Source organism: Nocardia sp. NPDC006982 (genome assembly GCF_042869435.1).
In the GTDB taxonomy this organism is placed as follows: Bacteria; Actinomycetota; Actinomycetes; order Mycobacteriales; family Mycobacteriaceae; genus Nocardia.
Map to the genome: position 1 here is coordinate 155,218 of NZ_JBIAFV010000019.1, position 16,156 is coordinate 171,373.

Sequence of the window (16,156 nt, forward strand, 5' to 3'; positions counted from 1 at the left end):
CCATCAGCGGGCGGTGGCCCATCGAATCGGAACCAAATCAGAGAAACAGGAGTACATATGACCGCGGTAGGTACCGTTACCGAGCAGGACCAGGTAGAAACCCGAGACGATCTGCTCATCGGAAACGAATGGGTTCGCGCAGGGGGAGACACGGTTCTTGCTGTCGTGAACCCCGCAACCGAACAGGTCGTCGGCAGGATTCGAGAAGCCTCGGGTGAGGACGTCGATCGAGCTGTCGAAGCGGCGAGGACGGCTTTCGATACGGGTCCGTGGGCCGACTGGTCCGCAGAGCAGCGCGCGACCGTCCTCGAGGCCATTGCCGATCGTCTCGAATCACGGCTGGACCGGATCCGCGATCTGCAGGTGTCCGAGGGCGGAATGCCGTTGTCCTTCAGTCAATACAGCCGCGGACTGTCCTTGGCGATGTTGCGCTACTACGCCCAGCAGGCCCGCGGGTTCGCGTATCGGGTCGATCGTCCGCGCGCCGACGGGGGGACCACGGCGATCGTGCGAGAGCCGGTGGGCGTCGCCGCGCTGATCACGCCTTGGAACGGCCCGCTGGCGGTGGCGTGCCTGAAGCTCGGTCCCGCGCTGGCCGCCGGCTGCACGGTGGTGATCAAACCGGCTCCCGAGGTGCCACTGAGCACCTATCTGCTCGCCGATGTCGTTCATGAGCTCGTAGCCGAGGGGATCATGCCGGCCGGTGTCGTGAACCTTGTCGCGGGCGGCCGCGAGGTCGGCGAACGTCTGGTCACCCACCCGGGTGTGGACAAGATCAGTTTCACCGGCAGCACCGCGATCGGCGAGAAGATCATGGCGGAAGCGGCGAAACGCATGGCGCGGGTGACTTTCGAACTCGGAGGCAAATCCGCTGCCATCGTCTGTGACGACATTCCGCTCGACCAGGTGTTGCCGACGCTGATTCCCGGCGGATGCGGCAACACTGGGCAGATGTGCTTCGGGCTGACCCGAGTTCTGGTTTCCGAGAAGCGCCACGACGAATTCGTCGCCGCGATGGCGGCCGCGTTGCAGTCGATCAAGGTCGGCGATCCGAGCGATCCCGACACCGAGATGGGGCCGCTGGCGATGGAGCGGCAGCTGCAGCGGGTGCTCGGATATATCGATATCGCCCGCCAGGAAGGAGCGCGGATCGTCACCGGCGGCGGTCGGCCGAAAGGGCTGGAACAGGGTTACTTCGTCGAACCGACACTGCTGACCGGAGTCGCCAGCGGTTCTCGTGTGGCGCAGGAAGAGATCTTCGGCCCTGTGATCAGTGTGATCACGTACAAGGACATCGACGACGCGGTTCGAATCGCCAACGACTCGGTGTACGGCCTCTCGGGCGCCGTGTACACCACCGACGTCGAGGCGGGAACCTCGATCGCCCGACGGGTCCGAACAGGAACCATGTCGGTGAACGCCGCGGTCTTCGATTTCACCGTGCCCTTCGGTGGATACAAATCGTCTGGGCTGGGTCGTGAAGGCGGCCCGGAGGGTATCGATCCGTACCTCGAATACAAGTCGATCCATCTTCCGGCGTAGCGAAGCACGTACGGGCAGGCGTCTATGAGGACGCCTGCGCGTACATAGGAACAACTGAACACAGAACGCCGGTGCGGCGATAATTGCTGCCGCACCGGCATTTTCGATGCTCATTACATGCGCGCTGGACGTGTCGGCGCGGCCTGCGGGTCAGTTCGCCCGATTGTCGGTCGTATCCTGGGCGCTGGTGATGATGTAGTCGCCGACGACCGGCGCGGAAGTGATCGAGTCCCGGGCCAGCTCCTCGATATCGTCCTGAGAGTATCCGATTTCGCGTAGGAGATCGTCGGTATGCTGGCCGAGTGACGGCGCGGGTGCGAAGGTTCCACACGGTGTGCCGTCGATGAAGCTCGGCTGGCCGAGGTACGTGAAGGGGTTGCCGGCCGGATCGGGCGCGTCGTGCAGCATCTCTCGCGCTCGCATCTGCGGGTCGTCGCGTACCTCGGCCATGCCTTCGTTGGCGGGCGCGAGTGGAAGATGGTGCGCGAGTGCCAATTTCATCCATTCGTCGCGGGGGCGAGCCCCGATGATCGTCTGAATCTCACAGCGCAGTTCATACCCGGCTTCACGATCCATGAGGTCGGGGCGTTGCACCAGATCGCAGAAGGCCGCCCAGAATTTGCGTTCCTCCGGGCAGAACATGACGTACAGATCGTCGCTCGTGCGATAGAACTGGTACCTGGCGCCGTCGCGGCCCGCATCCTCCCGGTTCCACCACTGCCGTTCCGGCGGCAGATTGAGCTGACCCACCGCGGAGGTCCACGCGCTGGCCAGCGCGCAGTTGGCCGCCGAGACGTCGATGTAGCAACCCATTCGGGTCGCTGCTTTGCGGGTGAGCGCCGCGGCGATATGGAAGGCGCCGAAAATACCGCCCATCGCCGTCGATTCGCCCGCGACGCTGAGACTGCCGCTGCGGACTCGGGGGGGCTGTTTGGCGCGTGCCAGACCGTCGGGCCCTGTCTCGGCGGGCAAGGTGCCCGCGATGGCGTCCATCATCTGGCCGTGGGCCGGCAACGTCGCATAGGGTCCGCTGGCACCGAACCCCGTGATCTGGCAATACACGAGTCCCGGATGATCGACCGCCAGTTGGTCATAGGAGATGCCGAGCCGCTTCGTCGCCGGGGTCAGGAGGTTTGTGACGAACACGTCGGCCGTTTTCAGAAGGGCATCAAGCACCTGCCGACCACGTTCGTTTCGCAGGTCGAGCGCAATACTTCGTTTGCCTTTGTTCACCTGAGTGTGCAGGTGCATCGTGTGTTCGAGGCGGATGTAGTCGCCGAGGAACGGGCTTTCGATCTTGATGACGTCGGCGCCCATGTCCGCGAGGTGCATGGTGGTGGTCGCACCGTTGAGCAGCATGCTCACCTCGATGACTCGGATGCCGGACAGTGGCAGAGCGGAATCCGGCGAAGCGGTGGCGTCTGAACCCGGGTTCACTCGTGCACCTCGACGGGATCGAAGACCAGTGGGACACAATGCGCGATGGTCTTACTCTGCCCGCTGAGATATTCGACCTGCTGACCGGGCGCGATCGAGTATTCGGGCACGAACCGATGGAATTCCTCGAGCGCGACTCGTAGCTCGAGGGTTGCGAGAGGTGCGCCGATGCAGCGATGGATACCGTTACCGAAGGTCAAGTGGTGTGTCGCCTTCCGATCGAAGTTCACTTCGGTGGGATCGGTGAACTCGCGCGGGTCATGATTGGCGCCGCCCGTGGGAAGCAGAACGAGGTCGCCTGCACGCATTCGGACTCCGGCGAATTCGGTATCGCGAGACACCTGCCGAGTGATGTGGTGAAAGCCGTGGAACCGCAGCAATTCGTCGGCTGCCTTCCCTACGATCGACGGATCGTCGACTATACGCTGCCGTTGCCGTGGGTGCTCGGCCAGAAACGCGAACGCGAAGGCGATCGCGGACCCGGTCGAGTCCGTGCCGGCGAAGAACATCAGCGTCGCGATGTTGAACACCTCGTCCTCGGTCATGGGCTGGCCGTCGATCGAACTGTCCAGCAAGAAGCTGATCATGTCGTCGGCGCGCTCTCGCTTGCGCAACTCGACGATGTCGCGCATGAATTCCTCGATGCTTCGGTTGGCGTCGGCGCGGAAAGCGCGGGCGGCTTCGATGCCCTCGTCGCGCTGAATCTGAGCCGGTCGGTAGATGAGATCGTTCGACATCTCGTTGAATATCGGGAACTGCTCCACCGGCAGGCCGAGCAGGCCGCAAAACATCGCGGCCGGAAGGGTCAGTGCGAAGTCGGTGACGAACTCACACTGTCCCTGGGGGGCGATGCGGGCGATTTGGTTTCGAGCGGTATCCCGGATGACGTCCTCGAGGGCCCGCACTCGTCGTGGCGACAGCAACGGAATCAGAGCCTTGCGAACCGAATGATGTTCCGGCGGGTTGAGGTTGAGCGGGATGTAGGTCCGGGCGAACGGGTTGACCGGGACACCTTTGCCCCACTGCGGGAACAACTCCGGGTCGTGGAAGGCCGCGCGGATGTCCTGGTAGCGGGTCAGGACCCAGAACCCGCCGTGACGAGGGCTGTAGAACGCCCGGGCGTCTTCACGGAGATCGTCGATCGCGGAAGGCGGATGGCGCATCACTTCCGGTCCGGAGACGTGGTCGTAGTCGCGGATCAAGTGGGGTGGTACATGAGGCGGGCACTGCAGAGTGTCCAGGACGCCGGTGCGGTCGTCGTCGACCATCGAGCAAACTCCTCGGTTGGGCGGGCGGGGTGATCCACGTCGCGTTCGGGCCGGGGGCCAGGTTGCGTGACACATCCACCACCAGCTGCGGCGACACACACTCTAGACGCGCTAATGAGCAGCTGCAATTTAAATTAGGATCCCCTTTGGTGGACTCACGCGTGTGGCGGTTGATCGGCGAAGGATACGATCGTGAAACCTTCTGCCTGCATGCGTGGTTACATTCGGGGCCGCCGCCGAGGCGGAAAGGTGATTGACCGTCGGTCTATCTAAGTATACTCTTCTGCTGTGACTTCAGTCACTCTCAGCCTGGAGTCGATCGAAGCGAAGCGCCGTACTGAACTAGGAGGCCGTGTCGGATGATCGAAGAGATGAAGGTCGGGGTCCTCGGGCGGGTGGAGGGCTTCACCAATCCCGAGAGCGCCGACCTCGGTGCCGACGGCCGCTCGGTTTTCGTATCGAACGTCACTCGTCGCGGCACCGTGATCGCCACCAGTCCGACGATGACGCAGATTCATGTTCTGCATTCTGGTCGCCATCACCTACTGCGCTATGACGGATACGAGACGCTGGCGAATCCCGCAGATGTAAAACGTGTGCTATCCGCCGTTCCTCGACGGCGAGCCCGCTTTGTTGGTGCCGGATGTCAGCGTCGCCGCGGGCAGTCATTCGGTCACGGCGCTCGACCTGTCCGGGTTGTGACGAACCGAAACGCGTCACCACTGCAATAGCCGCACTCTCCGACGTGGCCGCTACGGACGCGGTCGGATTCTGCAACTCCCGTGGTCGTCTATGCGAGCAGCGACCGCGAAGTCGATTGTTTCTCGAACACAGAAGTTGGTAACGAAGGTGCACGAAGCTGCAACAAGTCCTCGGTCCATTCCGCCTGCCGCCGAATTGATTGCGGAATTCGAGAAGGATATGGGGTCGGACCTAGGAGATCCGCATCCTGTCTATGACGAGGTGCGGGCCGAACACCCGGTATACGTCGGCGATCTGATGGTCGATCGGCTCGGGATGCCGGCCACGACGCTGTCCTATTGGCCCGACGGTCAGCCTTATACGATTGTGGGTCACGCCGAGGCGCTGCGGGTACTGCGCGACAACGAGCATTTCTCGAACTCGGTGATGGAGCGGACTGTCGGCAAGACGCACGGTAGAACCGTTCTTGTGATGGATGCTCCGGAGCACACCTTCCACCGGAAGGCCCTGCGAACCATTTTCTCCAAGAAGGCATTCGAGCACTGGCGTGACGAGTTGGTGGTTCCTGACGTCCAGAAGCGACTCGACGGAATCCTGGAACGGGGCCGCGCCGATCTCGTTCGGGAGTTCACACTGCCGTTCCCCGTCGCCATCGTGCACAAAATCTTGGACCTCCCCGATGACAAACTCGAGGAGTTCTCCAGCCTCGCCGTCGGGTTGCTGCTGTATCGAACCAACCCTGAACTGGCGGCTACGTGCGGCCGTCATCTCGGCGACATGCTTCAGGGCCAGGTGGACGAGGCCCGCCGCCGCGGGGACAACGGCTCCTTGCTCAGCGCATTGATCGATATGAAGGTCGACACCGACGAGGTGCTGGACGACGACGCGATAATCTCCTTCCTGCGCATACTGCTCCCTGCCGGCGCTGAGACTACGACCCGGACTCTCGGTAACCTGTTCACCTATCTGCTGTCGGATCCGTCGCTCTACCGCTTGATCGGTGAGGACCGCAATCTCGTCGGCAAGGCGATCGACGAAGCCCTGCGCATCGAATCGCCGACGCAGTACGTATATCGGTTGTGCATCGAGGACACCGAGGTGGCTGGCCGCACCATCCCGGCCGGTTCTCCGGTAGCGGTTTCGCTGTCAGCGGCCAACCGCGACCCCAAGGTGTTCGATCGACCGGGCGAGTTCCGGCTCGACAGGCGGGGTGGTCAGATCGCTTTCGGCAACGGCGTGCATGTCTGCCTGGGGATGCATCTGGCGATGCTGGAGGCTACGACCGCACTGAACACAGCACTGGACAAGCTGCCGGATCTGCGCATTGATCCCGATGCTCCCGAGCCGGTCATCGGTGGTATCGCCTTCCGCTCTCCGGGGTATCTGCACGTGCTCGCCAGGTGAATTGGTGCTCGCCGCGGGCACGGCCCGCGGCGAGACCGGGTTCGAGTGCGTCTTCGCCCACCTACTGAGGGCGCGACAGCTGTCTTTCCCACCGGTGGCTCGGCAGCGAGCGCACGTGAAAATTTGTGTGTACGGTGACCCATCAAGAGTGTAAGAAAATGGGATCGACCGTTGGGGTTGGCCCGATCGGCCACGGCGTCGCCGTTCGCGGGCGTCCAGCACGTAGAATGGCTAGCGCCACTGGCATCGTCATCATGATGACGGAGCGCCGCGAATCGCACGCCGACAGCCGCTCGCTCCGAGGTTTGGGCGAGGGAAGGAATGATGTGATGGCGGCTAAAGAGGATCCTCAACAAGTCGGTAAGTCGGACAAGTCCGGCGTATCCGACGGGTCGTCCGGCAAGCTGGCCGAAGTGGTTGTGCGGAAGCTGCAGCGTCGCATTGCCGACCTGGGTTTCCCGGTCGGCTCCGTCATCGGTTCGGAACCGGAGCTGATCGCCGAACTGGGCATCAGCCGGGCCGTATTTCGCGAAGCGGTCCGCCTGCTCGAGCGAGACGAGATTGCGCGGATGCGTCGGGGCCCGGGTGGGGGCCTGGTGGTGACAGCGCCGCGGGCTGCGTCGGTGGCACAGTCCGCCGCATTGTATTTGCAGTTCCACCAAGCGAGTCCGCGCGACATCTTCGAGGCGCGCTCAGCGGTCGAACTGGCGATCGTGGAATTGGCAGCCGAACGGATCGACGAGGACGGCGTGCGATTGTTGCGGGATGCTCTGGCACAGGAAGAGCAGATGCAGCATGACAGCGGGCATCTGGGCAGCCACAGTATTCATCTACTGATCGCGGACCTGACAGGAAACCCCGCGTTGCGGCTGTTTCTCGAGGTCATGGCCCGCCTGACTCCCGAGATCCAGCCCCAGGACAAGAAGGTGGCCAGGGATCGCCAGGCCGATGTCCGGTACGCCCATGCTCGGATCGTCGATGCGATCGTGGCCAAGGACGGGTCGCTGGCCAAGCATCGTATGCTTCGCCATCTGGAGGGCATCGGGAGTTACCTTGTGGCGAGCCAGAAGTCGGGCACCGTCGAAGCGGACTCCGGTGAGACTGCGGGGGCTGTCACCGCCGTCGGCGCGGGTACCTGACCAACCGATCACGCCTCGCGGCCTGCTGTCGTCTGGAGGATGAAGCCGAGCGGACGCTCGTCGGCGCGCATTTTCTCTGTGAGCTTGCTGAAGTGCTTCTCCAGGCGAGTGACTGCTCGTGTGTACTTCTCGTTCTCGAGCAGGGTGACCACGGCAGTGAGGTTGTCCAGCCAGAACTGCCACAGCGGGCTGTCGTTCCCGAGCCTGAGGAGGCGGTATGAGCGCGTCGCGACGGTGTCGACGAGGGCGGTGAGCTCGCGGTTCCCGGCGGCTGTGGTGAGGATGTGCACGAAATGGTCGAACGCGACCGTTGCGGAGCGGGTATCGCGCGCGTCGGTGGCTCGTCCGTAATCATCGATAGCCGTTCGCAGTTCGGCAACAGCGGAGCCGTCGAGGTGGGGGATCGCGCGCCGCAACGAAGCAGTCAGCAGAATCCCCAGCGTGTCCATCAGTTCCGTCGCCGATTCCAGGGTCAGCGCGGTGACTTGGCGGCGTTTGTTGGGGAGCGCTTCTATGAGACCGTCCTTGATGAGCTGAGCCACAGCTTCCCGGACCGGGGTAATGCTCACCTGTAGACGGTTCGCCAGTTCGGCATCCTTGATCGGTTCGCCCGGAGCGAGTTCGCCACTCAAGATCTGCTGGCGGAGTAGTTGCGCGACCGCTTCAACCCTGGTCAGTGGCTGATCGTCGTCGATGGCCGCTCTCCCTTCCGTCTCTCAGGGGTCTTTACACCTTACTGAAACCGGAAGGGCACCTTCGGGCGGCGGCAACCAAGAAGCGGTTCAAGGGCTCGGCTGTTGCAGCTAAGGTCCGAATCGATGCAATCAAGGCCAACGAGGCAAGCCCGGAGGTACTGCACGGGACTCCGGCTGTTATCCCTCCGCTGCGGCCCGCGATGTTGGACCCACTCGCGTATGACCTGACACCGATGCGGTCACTACTCAACCCGCTTCCGCCCATGCGGCCGGCGTCACGGCCCAAACCCGCAGAGCCAATGGATGGGTCGGTGGTGCGTTTCGATAAGAGCGGTGGTCATTACAACTTCGTCGCCGTGCGTCGGGGCAATGTCTGGGCGACCACTGCGACCGGCGATCAAGGATCGTTCACTGAGGTGATGTCGTGGAAGGACCTCGCAGCGCGGGTTCGCAAGTTCGACATCGCGACCGCGTGGAGTCCGGTGCGCCAACACGAGGACTCGCGCGTTCGTGAATATCTCGCAGTTGTGCGGTTCACGATAGGTCGCACTCAGTCGGCGGCGATCAACGTCTGCGCCGATGGACGCGTGGGCGGCGCTTGGTACACGACGATGACCGAGCGCGATAAGCAGCACTTGCCTTTCGGGGACCGTACCGAATGGTCTGAGATGGTGTGCAACGCTCGGGACATTCAAATGGCGACCGCGTGGGTGCAGCTCACTTGACCAGCCGATCGCGCCATCTCCGGTCGAGTCGATCGCTTCACCTCGCGGACTGCGGCTCAGCCGCATGATGTGTGCGTGTGCGGCACTGGGTGCTGCGGGAAATGGCGTGAGTCGGCAATCGCCGAGGACAACTACAGGCGGTTGTCCGCCGACCGTAGCTGTTTGTGCCCACGACCCTGATCGCACTCCGCCCGGGTTGTTGCCCGCCTGTTCTTCCTAGCACCGAGGCCGGCTCGAGAGAACCGCGAGTCGGTGCTGTCGGTGACAATCTATGCGGAGTTGATGATGTTCTCGCAAAGGCAGCGCTGAGCGGACGCTTTGGTTGAATTGCCTTGGTATGTTCCCGATCTCGCGGCGAATGCTCAGCACAGTTCAGTGTTGGGGCTGTGGGCAGAGTTATCGGGCGGTGACAGCTACTGAAGGTGCGAAGTTTGCGATCGGCTGCGGTCGGGGGTGAAGGTGTACCCGGATCACGGCCTGAATTCCGGCTTTAGGTGTCTGTTGTGTAGCGAATCGTGCATCCTGTCAATGGATTTGGTTGGACCTGTGTCGTGTAGCGTGTTGGGTTCGAGTAGCGATGGGGAGGTCATGGATATCGAGTTGGGAAACGCAGTCGTGGCGTTGCGGGATCAGTTGCTGGATGCCGCGTCCCGGGATGCTGGTCAGGATGTGCGGTTCTTGGTGGGGCCGATCGAGTTGTCGTTCGAGGTGGAGTTGCGGGCGGACGCAAAGGCCAAGACTGGGTTCAAGGCGTGGGTGGTCAGTGGTGACGTCGAGGCAGGCGGGTCGCGGGTGCGGAGGCAGCGGGTGACGATGACGCTGACCCCGGAAAAGCGTGGAGGTGGCGACGTTCTTGTCGGCGACGACGCCCGGGAAAGTGGGCCAGGCGACGTTTCGAGGCACGTCGGCCGCTGAGCGCTGGTCAACGGGTCGATCGCGTCGTCAGATCGGGGGCTACGGGTGCGGTGGGATCGGGTGTTGGGAGTGAACGGCGCCGCGGCGGGTTCGGGGTATCTGATAGGGCCGCGGCTGGTGTTGACGTCCGCGCATGTCGTCGGCATGAATACGCCTGCGGTGACAGTAATCCGACCTGGGCGATCGGGGGAATTCGAGGCGTCGGTGGTGTGGTGCGGTGTACCGGATGGGGACACCGACGCGGCCTTGGTCCACGTGACCGCTCCGGATTGGCCGATGTTTGTGCTGGAACAGGTGATGTGGGGACGTACCGTCACACACCAGCCTGGCATTGCATGTGTCACATGGGGTTTGCCGAGCTTCGTGCAGCGTCCCGGTGCCCCGGTAGAGGTGGAGCAGCCGACCGGCACGCTGAATCCTGGTGATGGGTTTGTCGGTGATCGGTATGTCGTGAAGCTCAATGGTCATCCGCCCAATGACGGGACCGAGTCGCCGTGGCGGGGAATCTCGGGAGCGGCTGTGTTTTGCGGGGATTTGCTGGCGGGTGTGGTTGCTGCCGATCCGGCCCATCGTAGCCACGCGGCGTTGGTGGTGGTGCCGGCCTACATGTTGTTGCGGGACCAAGGGTTCCTCGATGTGGTCGAGCGCCTCGGCGAGCGGGGTGTGGCGCGGTGCGAACCCATCGAGCTGCAGGATCAGATGGATCATCAGTCCCCGGTCCGGGCCACCGCGACCGTGACTCCAGCGAGTCTGCTGGTCGCGCGTCGCGCGGTAGTCCCGTTCCGTGGACGGGAACAAGCGCTGGCTGAACTTGTCGAATGGGCCGCGCAACCCGGTCTGGGGGTATGGCTGTTGCACGGTCCGGGTGGGCAGGGGAAGACCCGCCTCGCGCACTACTTCGGTGAGCGGCTGGCCGCCGACGGATGGGCGGTGCTGTGGCTGAACGTCCATGCCACTGGTGACCAGCTACGACCTGTGCGGCACGTGAGTGTGCCGCTGCTCGTAGTCGTGGACTACGCAGAAACCCGTACCGGGCAGCTCGTCGAAATGTTCAACGCGCTTGCCGCGCGGGCATCCGGTCCGGTGGTGAAGGTGCTGCTGCTGGCTCGAGTGGTGGGGGATTGGTGGGAGCAGGTCGCCGCAGGCAGCGAGTCCGCCGCAGACGCCGTAGGGGCGGTGCGGATCACAACGCTGGAACCGTTGGATGCCACCCAACAGGCAAGGGAGAACACCTACCTCGCGGCAGTGCACGCCTTCAGTGACACCTTGCCCCACCTCGACAGCACCTGTCCTACCGACACCGATTGGAGTGCAGCTGCGGCTGCAGTCGTGAACGGACCGCTGCCGGTTTTCGGATGGAACACGACGGCGCTGGGGGTACAGATGTATGCGCTGGTCGCGTTGCTCGATGCCACCGCCCCGACCCCCTCTCCTGGTGGCAGGAGTTTGGAGGATCGGGTTCTCATACATGAGCGTCGCTACTGGGACGCCACCGCCGCCAGCCACAGCATTACCGCTCTTGGACCAGCCACGTTGAAAGACATCATCGCGGCCACCGTTGCACTTGCCCCCGCGACCTTCAGCGATATCGAGACCGTACTGGCCCGCATCCCTGACCTGACCGACCAACCTGCCATAGTTCGCAGCAATACAAGGGACTGGTTGATGAGTCTCTACCCTGGACAAACACCCGGGGTGTTCGGCGGTCTGGCGCCGGACCGGGTCGCCGAGCGACTGGTCGGACGGCTGATGCTCGACCACACCCGACCCTGCATCATCGAAACCCTCGCCATCGATGCCACGCTGACCAACACCGAAACCGAGCACCTGCTCACCGTATGTACCCGCGCCGCTGGCCACTCCGCCCTCACACCTGCCGGGAACCGGCTTACCGACTGGTGCGTGCGCCATGCCCGCAAGTTGATGCCCGCCGCGATCCGGACAGCCACCCGTACCGAGACACCCGCCCCGTTACTCGCTGCCCTCGACCACTTTTCCAACAACCCCACCAGTATCGACACCGATACGCTCCTCCACCTGCACGACTGCCTCCCCACCCACACCCAGGTGCTCGCCGATGCCGCAGTATCCCTAACCGGCGCCCTCGTCGACCGCCTGCGGCGAATGCCAAACTCCACTGCCGCCGACCAAAACCTCCGCGCGGCGATTGTTAGCAACTTCGCGAACCGACTAGGGAATGCCGGACGGTTGGCGGAAGCACTGGCCGCGGCGACCGAGGCTGTCGAAATCCGCAGACAGTTGGCCGACAAGGACGATGCGTTCCTGCCCGACCTCGCCGGGAGCGTCAACAACCTCGCAGTAGGGCTGGCCGCGGTGGGGAGGCACACTGAGGCATTGGCGGCGGCAACCGAAGCCGTCGCCCTCTACCGCAGGTTGGCCGACCAGTACCCTGGCGCGTTCCTGCCCGAGCTCGCGACGAGCGTGAACACTCTTGCAATCCGGTTGAGCAAGGTGCGACGGCGGGACGAAGCTGTGACCGCGGTCGCCGAAGCCGTTCTTCTCTTCCGGCAGTTGGCCGACCAGGATGCCACGTTCCAGCTCCACCTCGCGACGAGCGTGCACAACTTCGCGTGTCGGCTGGGTGAGGCGGGACGGGTGGACGAGGGGTTGGCCGTGGCCGCCAACGCTGTCGCCCTCTACCGCGGGTTGGCCGATCAGCACCCCGATGCGTTTTTGCCTGGCCTCGCGGCGAGTATAAATACCCTTGCAGTCGGATTAGCGGCGGCCGGGACGCGAGAGGAGGCGCTGGAGGCGGCCACTGAAGCCGTCGCCCTCTACCGCGGGTTGGCCGACCGGCATCCCGATGCGTTCCTGCCCGAGTTCGCGATGTGCATGGACAACCTCGCGAGCGAGCTGTGGGAGGCAGGACAGCGGGACGATGCGTTGGCCGTGGCCGCCGAAGCTGTCGCCCTCTACCGCGGGTTGGCCGACCGGCATCCCGATGCGTTCCTGCCCGAGTTCGCGATGTGCGTGCATAACTTCGCGGTCAGGCTCGGGGAGTCGGGACCGATAGACGACGCGCTCGCCGCGGCCACAGAAGCGATTGGCCTCTACGAACGGTTGGCCGCGCAGTATCCACAGGTGTACGACGCAGACTTGGACCGAGCCAATCTGGTGCTGGCGATCTTGCAGGCGTTGGACGTGTTGGAGTCCAGATGAACCAGTGGTGTTGATTCAGCATCACCGCAGAACTAGTCGTAGATGGCGCGCCGCTGCTCGGCGGCAGTCAGCTCAGCGGCGTACCGCGCCCGCGCCGACTCGCTCCGTCGCCGCCCCCAGCCATACCGCATCGTGCCCGGTCACCAATCGGTACGCCCAGCCCATCCCAGCGCACGCACGCTCGCTCGCGGCGAACGACTCCTCATCGCGTGCCCTGATCCGCGCTGCCGGCCGGCAGTCGATCACCACCCCCTCACCATCAACCCGCCGCGCGAAGAAATCCGGGACATGCCACTGCTGCCGCGCTCCCTCGGTCCACGACAACCGAAACGGTTGCGCGGCAAAACCGACCACGTCGGGATCGAAGTCCAGCGCCAGCGCCTCGTCGCGCTCCAGCCAAGACTCGAACTCCACGTGTGCACCCAGCGTCGCCGAGTAGTACAAGCCCGGATTGTTCCGCTGCCCCCGCAACGACCGGATGACCCGAACCGGGCCCGACCCGCTCGAACGCAATCTCCGCCGTCTCCGACAACCGGCGGCTGGCCCGGCGATTCCAGCAGGGAAGGCGTGCTTGCCGTATTCGACTTCGTCGGGCGTGACCGCAGACCCCGAATGCCGAGGCTGCACGTTCATCAATGTCGCGGTGGAAATGGCCGACCAGGAACACACCTTCGTGGACGTCGCGGTGGCTCACAAGAACTTCGTGCGCGAGATCTTCGCCTAGTACCTCACCGAAGCGGGGCCGCCGGCAAACCGAGCCCCTGGCCTCGCAGCTACTGATTCCGAGGAACGGTGTTTTCGTCAGCGCGCAGATGCACTCGAACTTCAAGGAAGCGGCAGTGCAGGCACACGTGGCCGCGCAAGTGCTGCTCGATGCCGCACTTGCCGGTGTCAACTTCGGTTGAATGGTGACCCGGTCGTTCCGGTTGAATCCGGACCCACTTCTTGTTGGTTTGGTCAGTCGTTGGTTTTGGCCGCGGGGACGCGGCCGAGGTCTCGGTCTTTGAGTCGGTAGCTGTCTCCCTTCATGGAGATGACTTCGGCGTGGTGGACGAGGCGGTCGATCATCGCGGCGGCGACAACGTCGTCGCCGAACACTTCGCCCCATCGTCCGAAGGGTTTGTTGCTGGTGACGATGAGCGAGGCCCGTTCGTAGCGGGACGAGACGAGCTGGAAGAACAGGTTCGCGGCCTCTGCTTCGAAGGGGATATATCCGACTTCGTCGACGATGATGAGCGGAATCCGGCCGAGCTTGATCAGTTCGGCCTGCAGTTTTCCGGCGTGATGGGACTCGGCCAGACGAGAGACCCATTCCGCGGCGGTGGCGAACGCGACGCGATGCCCGGCTTGGCAGGCGCGGATTCCGAGCCCGATCGACAGGTGCGTTTTGCCGGTTCCGGGCGGGCCCAAGAACACCACGTTCTCCTTGGCGGTGATGAAATCCAGGGTTCCAAGGTGGGTAATGGTGTCGCGTTTGAGAGACCGTTGATGGTCGAAGTCGAACTCCTCCAACGATTTCCGGGAGGGGAACCGTGCGCTGCGGATGCGTCCTTCCCCGCCGTGGGATTCGCGGGCAGAGACCTCGCGCTGCAGGCAAGCGGCAAGGAACTCTTCGTGACTCCAGTTCTCGGCGCGGGCGCGTTCGGCCAACCGCTCGACCGCGTTGCCCAGGGTCGGTGCTTTGAGTGCTCGTGCGAGATAGGCGATTTCGGAGGTGACGTTGCGTGAGCCGTTCGAGGCGGTTTTGGTGGCCATCAGGCGATTTCCTCGCTGCTGTCGGCCTCGTCGAGGTCGAACATGCGGTCGTAGTCGGACAGGTTGCGATGTTCGACATCGGTGTCGATCGCGGGGACCGCCACCAGGCGCCGGGACCGGCGCAGATCCGCGGCCGCGGCCGCGTGGTCGGGATCGGTGATGGTTTGGTGATCGGCCCAACATCGTTGGTGGCGAGCAAGTTCGGCGCCGGCCAAGGTAACCACAACCTGATCCAAATCTGCTCGGACCTCGACACGGCGGCCGATCGCATCCGGATGCACCGAGTAGTCGTTGGAGTCCAGGCGGACATAGTGATCGCGAGGCAGGCGGGTTGTAAGCCGCCAGCCGACCACCGGATCCACCGGCGGCAAATCGAGCATCGATGCCCGGTCAGCCTCCCAGCGGTCGACCGGCCGGCACTCCAGCCGACGATGGTGACGCTGGTTGGCCTTGATCAACCAGTCGCCGAGCTGGGCGTTGAAATCGGCCGGGCTCGTGAACACCCTGCCCGGCAGAAACGACGTCTCCAGATAGCCGTTCGCCCGTTCCACCAACCCCTTGGCTTCCAGATCACGAGGACGACACTGAATCACCTTGATGCCCAGCGATCCTCGGAACGCGTTCATCGTCTCGGTCAACTGTGGTTTTCCGCCACGCCATTGACCGACCGCGGACTCGTTGTCCCAGACCAGAACTCGCGGAACCCGACCCCACCTCGAGATCAACAGCCAATGCCCGGCCAGCAGATCCGGACTCTGCCGAGTCGGGATCATCGTCGCTGCCATGATCCGCGAATAGCCGCTGACCATCACCAACACCGGCGGATGACCGACATGCCCGAACCCCAGCGGAACATCGGCCGGCGGGAACCACAGATCGCACTGCGCGAGCTCACCAGGCTGATACTCCGTGCGCGAGGCCGGATCGACCGGCTTGAACAACGGCCGCAACTGCTGCACCCGCTCGAAGAACACCGTCTTGCCGCGCTGCCAGCCGACTCGTTCCATGATCACCGTCGTCGGCATATCCGGGAACTCGGTCAGCAACGCCCGGATCTGCGGCTCGAACTCATCGACTGCCGACCCGCCCGGTTTGCGCTGATACTGCGGCGGCGCATGCGAAGCCAGCGCCTTCTTCACCGTGTTCTTCGAAATATTCATCCGCCGAGCGATCGCGCGAATCGCCATCCCCTCTGCGCGATGCAACCGGCGGATCTCCGCCCAGTCCTCCACGTTCAGCACCTCATGATCGTTCACAGGGTGGGTCAGCATTCACCCGGAATCAGAGGGTCAGTCTTCAGGATCTGGCACGCTTTCCGTGATCTCGGCTGAATAGTTCAGTCGCGGAGCAGGATTCGTTTGCGCAGCAGGTCGAGGTTGGCGCGACCGAACATC

Annotated in this window: 13 protein-coding genes; 7 read left to right on the top strand and 6 right to left on the bottom strand. The window is 63.7% G+C overall.

Annotated elements, in window-relative coordinates; translation table 11 throughout:
* The first annotated feature begins 57 nt into the window (after positions 1–57).
* Positions 58–1,542, top strand: a complete 1,485-nt coding sequence (locus tag ACFYOW_RS42460) for an aldehyde dehydrogenase (protein ID WP_387296560.1) — start codon at positions 58–60, stop codon at positions 1,540–1,542.
* Positions 1,543–1,692: 150 nt separating this feature from the next.
* Here the strand turns inward: ACFYOW_RS42460 and ACFYOW_RS42465 are convergent, their stop codons facing one another.
* Positions 1,693–2,979, bottom strand: coding sequence for a CaiB/BaiF CoA transferase family protein (locus tag ACFYOW_RS42465; RefSeq protein ID WP_387296562.1), 1,287 nt, complete (start codon positions 2,977–2,979; stop codon positions 1,693–1,695).
* Positions 2,976–4,247, bottom strand: a complete 1,272-nt coding sequence (locus ACFYOW_RS42470) for a cytochrome P450 (protein WP_387296564.1) — start codon at positions 4,245–4,247, stop codon at positions 2,976–2,978. The genes ACFYOW_RS42465 and ACFYOW_RS42470 overlap by 4 nt, the downstream gene beginning before the upstream one ends.
* Before the next feature lie 921 nt (positions 4,248–5,168).
* On the opposite strand from ACFYOW_RS42470, the gene ACFYOW_RS42475 reads away from it, so the two are divergent.
* Together ACFYOW_RS42475 and ACFYOW_RS42480 are read left to right on the top strand one after the other, a co-directional pair.
* Positions 5,169–6,353, top strand: a complete 1,185-nt coding sequence (locus ACFYOW_RS42475) for a cytochrome P450 (protein WP_387296566.1) — start codon at positions 5,169–5,171, stop codon at positions 6,351–6,353.
* Between the two features lie 125 nt (positions 6,354–6,478).
* Positions 6,479–7,492 carry a FadR/GntR family transcriptional regulator gene (locus ACFYOW_RS42480; RefSeq protein ID WP_387296568.1) on the top strand — a complete coding sequence of 338 codons (1,014 nt, stop codon included), beginning with the start codon at positions 6,479–6,481 and terminating at the stop codon, positions 7,490–7,492.
* Between the two features lie 8 nt (positions 7,493–7,500).
* Here the strand turns inward: ACFYOW_RS42480 and ACFYOW_RS42485 are convergent, their stop codons facing one another.
* The gene (locus ACFYOW_RS42485; RefSeq protein WP_387296584.1) at positions 7,501–8,187 is read right to left on the bottom strand and encodes a GntR family transcriptional regulator; all 687 of its coding nucleotides are present in this window, start codon (positions 8,185–8,187) and stop codon (positions 7,501–7,503) included.
* Here ACFYOW_RS42485 and ACFYOW_RS42490 point away from each other — a divergent pair.
* From ACFYOW_RS42490 to ACFYOW_RS42500, 3 genes are all read left to right on the top strand, one after another.
* Positions 8,169–8,912 (top strand): hypothetical protein, encoded by a 744-nt coding sequence (locus ACFYOW_RS42490; protein WP_387296570.1) that lies wholly within the window; start codon positions 8,169–8,171, stop codon positions 8,910–8,912. The two genes, ACFYOW_RS42485 and ACFYOW_RS42490, sit on opposite strands and share 19 nt — an antisense overlap.
* 588 nt (positions 8,913–9,500) lie before the next feature.
* Complete coding sequence (locus ACFYOW_RS42495) at positions 9,501–9,827, top strand: trypco2 family protein (RefSeq protein WP_387296572.1); 327 nt, start codon at positions 9,501–9,503, stop codon at positions 9,825–9,827.
* Between the two features lie 69 nt (positions 9,828–9,896).
* Positions 9,897–13,007 (top strand): tetratricopeptide repeat protein, encoded by a 3,111-nt coding sequence (locus ACFYOW_RS42500; RefSeq protein ID WP_387296586.1) that lies wholly within the window; start codon positions 9,897–9,899, stop codon positions 13,005–13,007.
* Positions 13,008–13,079: 72 nt separating this feature from the next.
* Here ACFYOW_RS42500 and ACFYOW_RS42505 read toward each other — a convergent pair whose 3' ends face one another.
* Positions 13,080–13,640, bottom strand: coding sequence for a TnsA-like heteromeric transposase endonuclease subunit (locus ACFYOW_RS42505; protein ID WP_387296574.1), 561 nt, complete (start codon positions 13,638–13,640; stop codon positions 13,080–13,082).
* Here ACFYOW_RS42505 and ACFYOW_RS42510 point away from each other — a divergent pair.
* Positions 13,603–13,731, top strand: coding sequence for a hypothetical protein (locus ACFYOW_RS42510; protein ID WP_387296590.1), 129 nt, complete (start codon positions 13,603–13,605; stop codon positions 13,729–13,731). The two genes, ACFYOW_RS42505 and ACFYOW_RS42510, sit on opposite strands and share 38 nt — an antisense overlap.
* Before the next feature lie 233 nt (positions 13,732–13,964).
* On the opposite strand, the gene istB is transcribed toward ACFYOW_RS42510, so the two are convergent.
* Together istB and istA are read right to left on the bottom strand one after the other, a co-directional pair.
* Positions 13,965–14,762, bottom strand: a complete 798-nt coding sequence (gene istB, locus ACFYOW_RS42515; RefSeq protein WP_387296576.1) for an IS21-like element helper ATPase IstB — start codon at positions 14,760–14,762, stop codon at positions 13,965–13,967.
* Positions 14,762–16,003 carry an IS21 family transposase gene (gene istA / locus ACFYOW_RS42520; RefSeq protein WP_387296588.1) on the bottom strand — a complete coding sequence of 414 codons (1,242 nt, stop codon included), beginning with the start codon at positions 16,001–16,003 and terminating at the stop codon, positions 14,762–14,764. Before istA ends, istB begins: the two co-directional genes overlap by 1 nt.
* Positions 16,004–16,156: the final 153 nt, after the last annotated feature.

Coding starts and splice junctions, on each gene's coding strand:
- ACFYOW_RS42460 (WP_387296560.1), top strand. CDS start 58: ATGACCGCGGTAGGTACCGTTACCGAGCAGGACCAGGTAGAAACCCGA.
- ACFYOW_RS42470 (WP_387296564.1), bottom strand. CDS start 4,247: ATGGTCGACGACGACCGCACCGGCGTCCTGGACACTCTGCAGTGCCCG.
- ACFYOW_RS42475 (WP_387296566.1), top strand. CDS start 5,169: ATGGGGTCGGACCTAGGAGATCCGCATCCTGTCTATGACGAGGTGCGG.
- ACFYOW_RS42495 (WP_387296572.1), top strand. CDS start 9,501: ATGGATATCGAGTTGGGAAACGCAGTCGTGGCGTTGCGGGATCAGTTG.
- ACFYOW_RS42505 (WP_387296574.1), bottom strand. CDS start 13,640: ATGAACGTGCAGCCTCGGCATTCGGGGTCTGCGGTCACGCCCGACGAA.
- istB (WP_387296576.1), bottom strand. CDS start 14,762: ATGGCCACCAAAACCGCCTCGAACGGCTCACGCAACGTCACCTCCGAA.